At 74.4% G+C, this 10,715-nt stretch carries 12 protein-coding genes; 9 read left to right on the top strand and 3 right to left on the bottom strand.

The features are described 5' to 3' along the window. The first annotated feature begins 45 nt into the window (after positions 1-45). The 4 genes from ACFFJG_RS17550 to ACFFJG_RS17535 all read left to right on the top strand — a co-directional run bounded on the left by ACFFJG_RS17550 (position 46) and on the right by ACFFJG_RS17535 (position 4,244). Positions 46-1,233 (top strand): Gfo/Idh/MocA family protein, encoded by a 1,188-nt coding sequence (locus ACFFJG_RS17550; RefSeq protein WP_378520069.1) that lies wholly within the window; start codon positions 46-48, stop codon positions 1,231-1,233. Positions 1,234-1,285: 52 nt separating this feature from the next. Further along, the gene (locus ACFFJG_RS17545; RefSeq protein ID WP_378520068.1) at positions 1,286-2,293 is read left to right on the top strand and encodes a sugar phosphate isomerase/epimerase family protein; all 1,008 of its coding nucleotides are present in this window, start codon (positions 1,286-1,288) and stop codon (positions 2,291-2,293) included. A 27-nt stretch (positions 2,294-2,320) separates the two neighbouring features. After that, positions 2,321-3,133, top strand: coding sequence for a DUF1707 domain-containing protein (locus tag ACFFJG_RS17540; RefSeq protein WP_378520067.1), 813 nt, complete (start codon positions 2,321-2,323; stop codon positions 3,131-3,133). A gap of 79 nt (positions 3,134-3,212) precedes the next feature. Beyond that, positions 3,213-4,244: a MaoC family dehydratase gene (locus tag ACFFJG_RS17535; RefSeq protein WP_378520066.1), complete on the top strand. Its 1,032-nt coding sequence runs from the start codon at positions 3,213-3,215 to the stop codon at positions 4,242-4,244. Between the two features lies 1 nt (position 4,245). Here the strand turns inward: ACFFJG_RS17535 and ACFFJG_RS17530 are convergent, their stop codons facing one another. Together ACFFJG_RS17530 and ACFFJG_RS17525 are read right to left on the bottom strand one after the other, a co-directional pair. Then, positions 4,246-5,361 carry a hypothetical protein gene (locus ACFFJG_RS17530; RefSeq protein WP_378520065.1) on the bottom strand — a complete coding sequence of 372 codons (1,116 nt, stop codon included), beginning with the start codon at positions 5,359-5,361 and terminating at the stop codon, positions 4,246-4,248. After that, complete coding sequence (locus ACFFJG_RS17525; RefSeq protein ID WP_378520064.1) at positions 5,361-6,374, bottom strand: hypothetical protein; 1,014 nt, start codon at positions 6,372-6,374, stop codon at positions 5,361-5,363. The genes ACFFJG_RS17530 and ACFFJG_RS17525 overlap by 1 nt, the downstream gene beginning before the upstream one ends. A 44-nt stretch (positions 6,375-6,418) precedes the next feature. Between ACFFJG_RS17525 and ACFFJG_RS17520 the strand changes: the two genes are divergently transcribed. Together ACFFJG_RS17520 and ACFFJG_RS17515 are read left to right on the top strand one after the other, a co-directional pair. After that, positions 6,419-7,237, top strand: a complete 819-nt coding sequence (locus ACFFJG_RS17520; protein ID WP_378520063.1) for a class I SAM-dependent methyltransferase — start codon at positions 6,419-6,421, stop codon at positions 7,235-7,237. 82 nt (positions 7,238-7,319) lie between these two features. Further along, a complete protein-coding gene (locus ACFFJG_RS17515) occupies positions 7,320-7,505 on the top strand; it encodes a DUF5302 domain-containing protein (RefSeq protein ID WP_378520062.1) in 186 nt (61 codons plus the stop codon). A 16-nt stretch (positions 7,506-7,521) separates the two neighbouring features. On the opposite strand, the gene ACFFJG_RS17510 is transcribed toward ACFFJG_RS17515, so the two are convergent. After that, the gene (locus ACFFJG_RS17510) at positions 7,522-8,691 is read right to left on the bottom strand and encodes an MFS transporter (RefSeq protein WP_378520061.1); all 1,170 of its coding nucleotides are present in this window, start codon (positions 8,689-8,691) and stop codon (positions 7,522-7,524) included. A 49-nt stretch (positions 8,692-8,740) separates the two neighbouring features. Here ACFFJG_RS17510 and ACFFJG_RS17505 point away from each other — a divergent pair, with 49 nt between their 5' ends. The 3 genes from ACFFJG_RS17505 to ACFFJG_RS17495 are packed head-to-tail and all read left to right on the top strand — an operon-like array spanning position 8,741 to position 10,678. After that, positions 8,741-9,310, top strand: coding sequence for a histidine phosphatase family protein (locus ACFFJG_RS17505; protein WP_378520060.1), 570 nt, complete (start codon positions 8,741-8,743; stop codon positions 9,308-9,310). A gap of 1 nt (position 9,311) precedes the next feature. After that, entirely contained in the window at positions 9,312-10,145 is an 834-nt protein-coding gene (locus ACFFJG_RS17500) for a PHP domain-containing protein (RefSeq protein ID WP_378520059.1), read from the top strand. Continuing rightward, the gene (locus tag ACFFJG_RS17495; RefSeq protein ID WP_378520058.1) at positions 10,142-10,678 is read left to right on the top strand and encodes a P-loop NTPase family protein; all 537 of its coding nucleotides are present in this window, start codon (positions 10,142-10,144) and stop codon (positions 10,676-10,678) included. The genes ACFFJG_RS17500 and ACFFJG_RS17495 overlap by 4 nt, the downstream gene beginning before the upstream one ends. The last annotated feature ends 37 nt before the right edge of the window (positions 10,679-10,715 follow it).

The raw sequence follows: 10,715 nt of genomic DNA, 5'->3' as shown, positions 1-10,715 counted from the left end.
CGGGACGCCCCGACCCGACACACCGACGAGACCCGAGGACCACCGATGACGCACCAGCACGACACCCTCTCCGTGGGGATGGTGGGCCACGCCTTCATGGGCGCCGCCCACTCCCAGGCCTGGCGCAACGCGCCGCGCTTCTTCGACCTCCCGCTCCACCTGCGGATGGCGGCCGTGGCGGGCCGCGACGAGGCACGGGTCCACGAGGCCGCCACCCGCCTGGGGTGGGACACCACCGAGACGTCGTGGCAGGCCCTCGTCGCCCGCGAGGACATCGACCTCGTCGACGTGTGCACGCCCGGTGACACCCACGCCGAGATCGCCATCGCGGCGCTCGAGGCGGGCAAGCACGTGCTGTGCGAGAAGCCCCTGGCCAACACGGTCGAGGAGGCCGAGGCCATGGTGGAGGCCGCCGAGCGGGCCCGCGCCGCGGGTGTGCGGTCGATGGTCGGGTTCACCTACCGGCGCGTGCCCGCGATCGGGCTCGCGCGGCAGCTGGTCGCCGACGGCCGGATCGGGCAGGTCCACCACGTCCGCGCGCAGTACCTCCAGGACTGGATCGTCGACCCCGAGGCGCCGATGTCGTGGCGCCTCGACCGGTCGAAGGCCGGGTCGGGGGCGCTGGGCGACATCGGTGCCCACATCGTCGACCTCACCCAGTTCATCACCGGCGACACCATCGCCACGGTCTCGGGGCGCCTCGAGACCTTCGTCAAGGAGCGCCCGCTCCCGGCCGAGGTCCACCACGGCCTGGCCGGGTCGGCCGCCGGCGGCTCGGGGGAGCGTGGGCTCGTCACCGTCGACGACGCCGCGGCGTTCCTGGCCCACTTCCGCGGCGGCGCGCTCGGCGTCTTCGAGGCGACCCGGTTCGCCAACGGGCGCAAGAACGCCATCCGCATCGAGGTCAACGGCTCGCGCGGCAGCCTGGCCTTCGACTTCGAGGACATGAACGTCCTGCACTTCTTCGACGGCGACGACGACAGCGCGACCGCCGGCTTCCGGCGCATCCTGGCCACCGAGCCCGAGCACCCCTACGTCGCCGCCTGGTGGCCGCCGGGGCACCTGCTCGGCTACGAGCACGGCTTCACCCACCAGGTCGTCGACCTCGTCACCGACATCGCCGCCGGCAACGACCCGGCACCGTCGTTCGCCGACGGCCTCCAGGTCCAGCGCGTCCTGGCCGCGGTCGAGGCCAGCTCGCAGCGCAACGCCTGGCAGGACGTACCGGCATGAGCACCCCCACCCCGCACCCCGCCCAGCACCCCGCCCACCGAAGGAGCCCGCGATGACCCGCCCCGTCACCCTCTTCACCGGCCAGTGGGCCGACCTGCCCTTCGAGGAGGTCTGCCGGCTCGCGTCCGGCTGGGGATACGACGGCCTCGAGATCGCCTGCTGGGGCGACCACTTCGACCCGTGGGCCGCCGTGGAGGACGACGCGTACGTCCCGGCCAAGCTCGAGGTGCTCGAGAAGCACGGCCTCCAGGTGTTCGCGATCAGCAACCACCTCAAGGGCCAGGCGGTCTGCGACGACCCGATCGACGCGCGCCACCGCGACATCCTCCCGGACCGGATCTGGGGCGACGGCGACGCCGAGGGCGTGCGGCAGCGCGCGGCCGAGGAGATGAAGATGACCGCGAGGGCCGCGCGCAGGCTCGGCGTGGACACCGTCATCGGCTTCACCGGGTCGTCGATCTGGAAGTACGTCGCGATGTTCCCGCCGGCGTCGCAGGCGCTGGTCGACGCGGGCTACCAGGACTTCGCGGACCGGTGGAACCCGATCCTCGACGTCTTCGACAGCGAGGGCGTGCGGTTCGCCCACGAGGTGCACCCCTCCGAGATCGCCTACGACTACTGGACGACCGTCGCGGCGCTGGAGGCCATCGGGCACCGCGAGGCGTTCGGCCTCAACTGGGACCCGAGCCACTTCGTGTGGCAGGACCTCGACCCGGTCGGCTTCCTGTGGGACTTCAAGGACCGGATCTACCACGTCGACTGCAAGGACGCGAAGAAGCAGGTCGGCAACGGGCGCAACGGGCGGATGGGCTCCCACCTGGCGTGGGCCGACCCCCGCCGCGGCTGGGACTTCGTCTCGACCGGCCACGGCGACGTGCCGTGGGAGCAGTGCTTCCGGATGCTCAACACGATCGGCTACGACGGCCCGATCTCGGTCGAGTGGGAGGACGCGGGGATGGACCGGCTGGTCGGGGCCCCCGAGGCGCTGGAGTTCGTCCGGCGCCTGGCCTTCGACGCGCCGAGCGCGGCCTTCGACGCGGCCTTCAGCACGCAGTCGTAGGCCGGGCGAGCCCTAGACTCCGCTGCCATGCGGGGATTCGGGGTCAAGGACGGGGAGCGTGACGCCTTCGTGGCGTGGATCGAGGCGGCGCACGCCGACGGCCAGATCGGCGAGGCCGACCGCGACCTGCGCGTGTCGCGGGCGCGCGGGGCGGAGACGAGCGACGAGCTCCAGACCCTGACCCGCGACCTCCGTCCGGTCGCGCCCGGGTCGGTGGTGGTGCGGCGGCCCACCGCGGCGGTGCGACGCACCCGCCACCCGGGCGGCGTGCTGGTCGGCCTCGGGGTGTTCCTGCTCGTGGTCGTCGTCGGTGTCGCCGGCGTCGTCGCGCTGCTCGCCATGGCGGTCGGCCCGAGCGAGACCTCGTCGGACTCCGCTCGGGCGGTGCCCGTCGAGGTCGACCTCGGCCGGGCCCAGCTGGTCCTCGACGAGGTCGAGGACGTCGTCGCGGGCTACGACGCGCGGTTCGGGACCACCGTCGCCCGCACCCTCGTCATCAGGCCCGGGGGAGTGGTCGCCCACGTGCCGTCACCCGACGAGCCATCGCGGACGGAGGAGTGGTCGTACTCCGACGCCGGCGGGTGGGAGCTCGTGAGGGCCGTGGAGGGCGACGACGCACGGGTGCTCGACCTCGCCGACCTCGACGCCGACGCACTCGTCGTCAACACGGCCGCCGCCGCGGACGTGCTCGGACGCCGGGTCCAGGGCGGCGAGGTCTCCCTGGCGAACCCGGGCGACGGGGGGCGGGTCACGATCCAGGTGCGCTCGCGCCGCGGTGCGACGGTGCGGCTGGTCACGACCTTGGGCGGCGACGTGCTCGACGGCCCCACCCGCTCCTGACGGGCCTGCCCTCGGCCTGTGACCCACTCCACGCCGACGGGCCCCCTGCACGCGGTGCGCCTGCGGCACGATGTCGGGCATGAAGACCAACGCCGGCAACTTCTTCGAGGACTTCACCCTCGGCCAGGTGATCGAGCACGCCACGCCGCGCACGATCACCGAGGGGGACCGGGCGCTCTACGGCGCGATCTACCCCACGCGCTACGCGATCCCGTCGTCGGCGGAGTTCGCCGCGTCGGTGGGATTGTCCCCGCACCCCGTGGAGGAGCTCATCGGCTTCCACGTCGCCTTCGGCAAGACCGTCCCCGACGTCTCGCTCAACGCCGTGGCCAACCTCGGCTACGCCGAGTGCCGCTTCCACCGCCCCGTCGTGCCCGGCGACACGCTCCGCACGCGCTCGGAGGTGATCGGCCTCAAGCAGAACTCCAACGGCCGCACCGGCGTGGTGTGGGTCCGCTCGACGGCGACCGACCAGCGGGGCGAGGTCGTCGTCGACTGGGCACGCTGGGTCATGGTGCACAAGCGCTCGGCCGACGCGCCCGCGCCGGAGACCGTCGTGCCCGACCTGGCGCCGGCCGTCGCGGCCGCCGACCTCGTGGTGCCCGCCGGCCTCGACCTGTCGTCGTACGACACCGTCGCGGCCGGCTCGCCGTTCCTGCTCGGCGACTACGAGGTGGGTGAGCGCATCGACCACGTCGACGGGGTCACCCTCACCGACGCCGAGCACATGATGGCCACGCGGCTGTGGCAGAACACCGCCAAGGTGCACTTCAGCACCGACGCCCGGCCCGACGGACGCCGGCTCGTCTACGGCGGGCACGTCATCTCGCTGGCCCGCGCGCTGGCCTACAACGGCCTCGCCAACGCCCAGCTGGTCGCCGCGATCAACGCCGGCGCCCACGTGGCCCCGGCCTTCGCCGGCGACACCGTGCACGCGTGGTCGGAGGTCCTCGACGCCGCCGAGCTCGACGCCCCGGGCGTGGGTGCGCTGCGGCTGCGTCTGGTGGCCACCCGCGGGCGTGACGAGTCGATGACGCTGCGCGGCAAGGACGGTGCGTACGCCGACGGCGTGCTGCTCGACCTCGACCACTGGGTGCTCGTGCCCCGCTGACCTACCCCCGGCCGGTGAGCCGGCGCACGACCCGCGCGAGGGCGGTGCGTGAGGGGGGTTCCCGGGTTCCGGAACCCTCCTCACGCACCGCTTCCGGGTCAGGCGGCTCGGCGCGGGCCAGCAGCTCGGCAGCGAGGAAGTCCTCCGCCACGGCGAGCACGTCGGCCACCGGTACGGCGTCGGGGTCGACGCCGTCGCCCGGCTCGGCGTCGGGACGCAGGTCGTCGAGGTCGCCGACCACGTGCCACGGCGCGGCCGCGAGCTCGTCGACCATCCGGTGGCCGCGCTCGACCAGCCAGCCGTGCATGTCGGGGGCGAGGGCGATCCGGGCTGCGGGCGTCCCTCCCAAGCGCGGCTCCATGAAACCCTTCACCCGGCGCGAGAGGGCGACGTCGAGGTGGGCGTCGCGGAAGTGCGCGTTGACCGCGCGGTGGAAGGCGATCTCGGCCGGCGCGAGGGTCTCGTTGGCGACGGGCGCGTCGAGGTCGAGGCCCGCGTCGTCGACGCCGAGCAGCGCGCACGTGCGCCGCCACAGCAGGTCGCGGTCGGCGCCCGGGCGGGGGAGCGCGACGACGTGGACGTGCTCGGGCGGCACGCCGTCGGTCCAGCGCTCGAGGATGCGCGGCACGTCCTGGTGGTGCCAGAAGTTGAACGACGGGTCGTCCTTCGCCACCCGCGTGAAGAACCTCCGCAGCGTGGTCGGCGACCCGTGCTTGACCCGCTGCTGCCACGCGCTCGGCACCTGGCGCACCAGGTCGCGGGCGGTGAGGACGACGTGGACCTCCGCGGCTGCCCCGCGCAGGCGGTCGAGGGCGGCGCGGGCGTCGGCGGTGGACGCCTCGACGAGCTGCTCCTGGCTGAGCAGCGCGTCGGCGTCCCACGCCGCGACCTCGTCGACCACCCGGTCCCACGCTGCGAGCTGGTGCGGACCCATCGTGGCCAGCACGTCGGCGTTGTCGCGGACGACGGCCGCAGCCTGGAACTGCACGTCCGCCGAGCCGCCCGGGAGCAGCAGCCCCTGCCGCTCCAGGGCGCCGGCGTTGTGCCACCACAGGCTCTGGAGGTAGGTCGTGCCGGACTTCGGGGTGCCGATGTGCACGAAGGCGCGGCGTGCCATCAGCGCTCCTGCTCGATCATCCGGGCGACCACGGTCGCGGCGACGGCGAGCAGCTCGTCGTCGCCGGCCTGGTCGGGGGTGCGGCCCGCCCGCGGACCGGCCGGCAGCAGGTCGTCGAGGTCGCCCACGACGTCGTAGCGCCCCTCGCGCAGCCGCGCCACCATCTCCTCCGCGCGCTCGCGCACCCATCCGGCGTGCTTGGCGGGCAGGACGAACGACTCGCGCGGCGCGCTGCCCGCGAGCAGGTCGCGCGCGAACGCGCCCTTGGTGAGGCGGGTCAGCGCCACCGAGCGGCGCTCGCGGGGGATCCGCCGGTTGACCCGGCGCAGCAGCTCGGCCTCGACGACCGAGAGCGAGTCGTTGGGCAGGCGCGGGTCGGTGTCGAGGCCGGCGACGTCGACGCCCAGCACCCGGGCGGTGCGCTGCCACAGCTCGTCGCGCGGCGCGCCCGACGGGGGCACGACGACGAGGTGGACGCGTTCCGGCGGCAGGCCGGCGGCCCAGCGACCGAGGATGCCGGGGACGTCCTGGTAGCGCCAGAACTTCTGCTCGTCCTCGCCGCGCCGGACGGTGGCGAGGAACTTCCCGTAGGACTGGCGCGCCCCCTGCTTGACCCGCTGCTGCCAGGCCGAGGGCAGCACCCGCCCGAGGTCACGCACGGTCAGGACGAGGTGCACCTCCTCGGCGGCCGAGGCGAGGTCGGCGAGCGCGGCCGCGGCCGCCTCTGCCGAGGAGTCGGAGAAGTGCTCGTGGCTGATGAGGACGTCGCCCGGCCAGTCGCGCGCCTCGGCGACCAGGCGCTGCCACACCTCGCGGTCGTCGTCGTCGAGGTCGTCGACGATGACGTCCATGCCCTTGACCAGCGCGGCGGCGTGGAAGTGGTCGCGCAGCGCCTCGCCGGGGAGCAGCAGGCCGCGCTCGCGCAGCGCGTCGCGGTGCCGCCACCACAGGTCCTGGAGGTAGGTGGTGCCGGACTTGGCGGTGCCGCAGTGGAGGAACACGCGCCGGGCCATGCGGTGATCCTATGAGGGCGCCCGGACCGGGCAGACTCTCCCTCGTGGCCTGGGACCGTGACTTCTTCTACGACACCTACCCGCGCCTGGAGCAGGCCTTCGCGGCGCGGCTCGACGAGAGCCTGGCGCCGCGCGACCCCTCGGTCCTGCTGCAGGTGGTGCGCGAGCTCGGCCTCCCGCCCGACAGCCGGGTGGTCGACGTCGGCTGCGGGGAGGGCGAGCACGCGTTCCGGCTCGCCACCCACTTCGGCTTCCGGGTGCTCGGCATCGACCCGGTGCAGCGCCACCTCGACCTCGCGCGGCAGGCCCGGCGCGACCTCGCCCCCGACATCGCCTCCCGCGTCGCCTTCGAGCGCGGCACCGCGACGGCCGTGCCGGTGCACGACGGCACCCTCGACCTGGCCTGGTGCCGCGACGTCATGGTCCACGTCGACGACCCGGCAGCGGCGTACGCCGAGCTCACGCGGGTGCTGCGACCCGGCGGCTACGTCGTGTCCTCCCAGGTCGTGGCGACCGACCTGCTCGGCCCCGAGGAGGGGGACGACCTGTTCGAGGTGATGGGTGTGGTGCCGTCCTCGGCCGACCCCGCGGTGCTCGACGAAGCGATCGCGCGCTCGGGCCTCCTGGTCGTCGACACGCTCGACCTGGCCGGCGAGTGGGGGGAGTGGTCGCAGGAGCAGGAAGGCGCCGGCGGTCGCGCGCTGCTCCACCTCGCCCGGCTGCTGCGCGAGCCCGGGCGCTACCGCGCGGAGTTCGGCGACGCGGCCTACGACGTCATGGTCGGCGACTGCCGGTGGCACGTCTACCGGATGGCCGGCAAGCTCGCCGGACGGGTCGACGTGCTGCGCCGCGCGGGCGGTTAACCCCTCGACCCGCTGGGTCGGCTTTGGCATGGTGGCAGTCCGGAACACCAGCCGATCACAGCCCCGATCACAGGAGGACCCCATGGCCGACCAGGACCCGAACGCCGACCTCAAGGCGAAGATGCGGGAGGCCCTGGACCGCAAGAAGGGCCACCACCACCCCGACGACAGCGCCGACTCCCGCGAGAAGGCGCACGGCTCGGAGGTCAACGACAAGAACGTCGCCAAGCCGATGCACCGCCGCAAGGCCGGCGGCGGCGGGGTCTGAGCGCCGACCCGTCCGGCTACGCGTCGGCGGGCGCCGCCACGGCGTCCGCCGGCGCGAACGCCCGGGCCAGCCAGAACAGCGCCACCACCAGCACGAGCGGCACGGCGAAGCCCACCCGCAGCGAGCCCGCGCCGACGGCGCCGGTCATCACGGCGCCGAGCAGCGCGCCGGCGTAGTTGAACTGGTTGAACCGGGCGACCACCGCGTCGACCCGCGCCTGGCGGGTCGCCGGGTCCGCGTCGCGCCCGGCGAGGGCCGCGGCGGCGGAGAAGCTCAGCGGCGCGACCACCGCGACGCCGCAGCCCAGGCCGGTGAAGCCGAGGACCGCCACCGGCCACGACGGCGCCGCCACGACCACCGTGAGCGCCACGAACGCGATCGCGGCGCCCACCCGCAGCAGCCGCACGGCTCCGACGCGCTCGGTCAGCCGGTCGCCCACCAGCCGCACCAGTCCGCTGGCCACGAGGTACGGCAGCGTCGCCAGGGCGACCAGCCCCTCGGGGGCCGAGAACGTGTCGTCGAGGTAGACCGGTCCCCACGTCGCCGCGGCGGTGTCGACGGTGTAGAACGCCACCAGCGCCAGCCCGATGAGCACGATCGGCCGCCACGGCACGTCGGTCTGCGTCGTGGTCGCCGCCTCGCCGTGGTCGCGGGGCAGGTACGGCGCGAACGCCGCCGCGAGCGGGAGCAGCGCGACCAGCGCCACCGCCGACCAGGCGACGTGGGCGGTCGCGATCGTGAGCACCGCGCCGATGACGCCCCCGAGCGTCCACGCACCGTGGCACGACGGCAGGACGACCCGCCCGAGCCGGTGCTCGAGGGCGACGGCCTGCATGTTGCCGGTGGCGTCGACGAGGCCGAGCCCGACGCCGTAGGCCGCCAGCCCCAGCACGAAGACGACCGTCGTGGGGGCGAGGACCGCCACCGCCACCGACGCCGCGACCGTCAGCAGTCCGGCCCGCAGGACCCGTGCGCTGTCGAGCCGGGGCGCGAGACGCTCGGCCAGCAGCGAGCCGGCGCCCGCGAGCAGGACCATCATCAGCAGCACGCCCGACAGCGCGAGTTCGCCGAGGTCCCACCGGTCCTGGATCCGCGGGAGCCGGGTGGTGAGGCTGATGAAGACCAGCCCCTGGGTGAGGAAGGCCGCAGCGATCGCGGCCCGCGCACGGCGGAGGTCAGCGCCCATGCCGAGCATGGTGGCAGGCCCGGGCCCGGCGCGTGGCAGACTCGCGGACATGGCATCGGCGTCGGGTCCTGAGCTCTGGGTGGTCCGGCACGGCGAGACCGAGTGGAGCCGCGACGGTCGGCACACCTCGACGACGGACCTCCCGCTGACCGAGGAGGGGGAGGCCGCCGCCCGCGCGCTCGCCCCGCGGCTGGCCGAGGTCTCGTTCGACCTCGTGCTGAGCAGCCCGCGCCAGCGCGCGCGGCGCACCGCCGAGCTGGCCGGCTTCGCCGAGCCCGAGCTCGACGAGGACCTCGCCGAGTGGGCCTACGGCGACTACGAGGGCGTGACCACCGACGAGATCCGCCGCACGGTGCCCGACTGGACCGTCTTCACCCACCCGACGCCCGGCGGCGAGACCGCCGACCAGGTCGCCGCCCGCCTCGACCGGGTGGTCGCCCGCGCCCGCGAGCACGAGCGCACCCTCGTCTTCGCGCACGGCCACTCGCTGCGCGTGCTCACCGCCCGATGGCTCGAGCAGACGGCCATGGAGGGGCGGTTCTTCCGTCTCGACACCTCGACCGTGTCGGTGCTCGGCTTCGAGCGCGAGACTCCGGTCCTGCTGCGGTGGAACAGCTGACGTGCGCATCGACCTCCACACCCACTCCTCGGCCAGCGACGGCACCGACCCGCCGGCCGAGCTGGTGCGCGAGGCGGCGCGGGCCGGTCTCGACGTCGTCGCGCTGACCGACCACGACGCCACCTCCGGCTGGGACGAGGCGCGCGCAGCGGCCGACGAGGTCGGCATCACCCTCGTGCCCGGCCTGGAGATCAGCACCCACTTCGAGCACCGTGGCGTGCACCTGCTGGCCTACCTGCCCGACCCGACGTACCCGCCGCTCGCCGCCGCCCTCGACCGCATCCTCGCCGGCCGCACCGAGCGCACGCCCGCGATGGTCGCCGCGCTGCGCGAGCACGGGATCGACATCACCGAGGACGACGTGCGCCGCGAGTCCGGCGGCTCGGTGGCCGCAGGCCGTCCGCACGTCGCCGACGCGCTGGTGCGCATGGGCGTCGTCGCCGACCGCACGCAGGCCTTCGAGGAGCTGCTGAACCCCGGCCGTCCCGGCTACCGCAACCGCTACGCCGCCGAGCTCGAGGACGTCGTGCCGCTGGTCGTGGCGGCGGGCGGCGTGCCGGTCATCGCCCACCCGTGGGGCCGCGGCGGCGCGAGCGTCCTGGACGAGGACGTGTTCGCCTCGCTGAAGGAGCTCGGTCTCGCCGGCATCGAGGTCGACCACCAGGACCACGGACCCGACACGCGTCGGAGGCTGCGCGCGATCGCCGCCGACCTCGACCTCGTCGTGACCGGCAGCAGCGACCACCACGGGCTCGGCAAGGTCGACCACGACCTCGGCGTCAACACCACCGCGCCCGACCAGTACGAGCGCCTGCTCTCCCTCGCCGGTCGATGACGCTGCCGGAGACCCTGCCGGACCGTGTCCTCCTCTACGGCGTGACCGGCAGCGGCAAGAGCACGGCCGCCCTCGCGATCGGCGCGCGCACCGGCCACCCGGTGACCCTCGTCGACGAGCTCACGTGGCTGCCCGGCTGGGTGCCGGTCGAGGACTCCGTGCAGCGCGAGCTGATCGGCGAGGTGGTCGCGGGGGAGCGGTGGCTCCTCGACTCGGCGTACGGCGCGTGGCTCGACCTCGTGCTCCCGCGGGTGGACCTGGTCGTCGGCCTCGACTACCCCCGCTGGCTCTCGCTGGGCCGTCTGGTCCGGCGGACGGTCTCGGGTGCGATCACCCAGGAGCCGCGCTGCAACGGCAACGTCGAGAGCTTCCGCAAGGTCGTCGACCGCTCCTCGATCATCCGCTGGCACTTCCAGTCCTTCGCCCGCAAGCGCGACCGGATGCGCGCGTGGGCCGCCTCGCCCGACGGGCCACAGGTCCTGCTCTTCCGCCACCCGCGCCAGCTCGAGGCCTGGATCGCGTCGCTCGGCTGAGGGGTCAGCGCGAGGCACGCCACGCGAGGACCCGTCA

Origin of the sequence: Nocardioides zeicaulis, assembly GCF_042432345.1 — a bacterium.
Lineage (GTDB): Bacteria > Actinomycetota > Actinomycetes > Propionibacteriales > Nocardioidaceae > Nocardioides > Nocardioides zeicaulis.
This window is presented reverse-complemented; position numbering and strand designations above follow the sequence as displayed.

Excerpts from the sequence above, each read along its gene's own strand:
- ACFFJG_RS17550 (WP_378520069.1), top strand. The coding sequence starts at position 46 with ATGACGCACCAGCACGACACCCTCTCCGTGGGGATGGTGGGCCACGCC.
- ACFFJG_RS17545 (WP_378520068.1), top strand. The coding sequence starts at position 1,286 with ATGACCCGCCCCGTCACCCTCTTCACCGGCCAGTGGGCCGACCTGCCC.
- ACFFJG_RS17540 (WP_378520067.1), top strand. The coding sequence starts at position 2,321 with ATGCGGGGATTCGGGGTCAAGGACGGGGAGCGTGACGCCTTCGTGGCG.
- ACFFJG_RS17535 (WP_378520066.1), top strand. The coding sequence starts at position 3,213 with ATGAAGACCAACGCCGGCAACTTCTTCGAGGACTTCACCCTCGGCCAG.
- ACFFJG_RS17530 (WP_378520065.1), bottom strand. The coding sequence starts at position 5,361 with ATGGCACGCCGCGCCTTCGTGCACATCGGCACCCCGAAGTCCGGCACG.
- ACFFJG_RS17525 (WP_378520064.1), bottom strand. The coding sequence starts at position 6,374 with ATGGCCCGGCGCGTGTTCCTCCACTGCGGCACCGCCAAGTCCGGCACC.
- ACFFJG_RS17515 (WP_378520062.1), top strand. The coding sequence starts at position 7,320 with ATGGCCGACCAGGACCCGAACGCCGACCTCAAGGCGAAGATGCGGGAG.
- ACFFJG_RS17510 (WP_378520061.1), bottom strand. The coding sequence starts at position 8,691 with ATGGGCGCTGACCTCCGCCGTGCGCGGGCCGCGATCGCTGCGGCCTTC.
- ACFFJG_RS17505 (WP_378520060.1), top strand. The coding sequence starts at position 8,741 with ATGGCATCGGCGTCGGGTCCTGAGCTCTGGGTGGTCCGGCACGGCGAG.
- ACFFJG_RS17495 (WP_378520058.1), top strand. The coding sequence starts at position 10,142 with ATGACGCTGCCGGAGACCCTGCCGGACCGTGTCCTCCTCTACGGCGTG.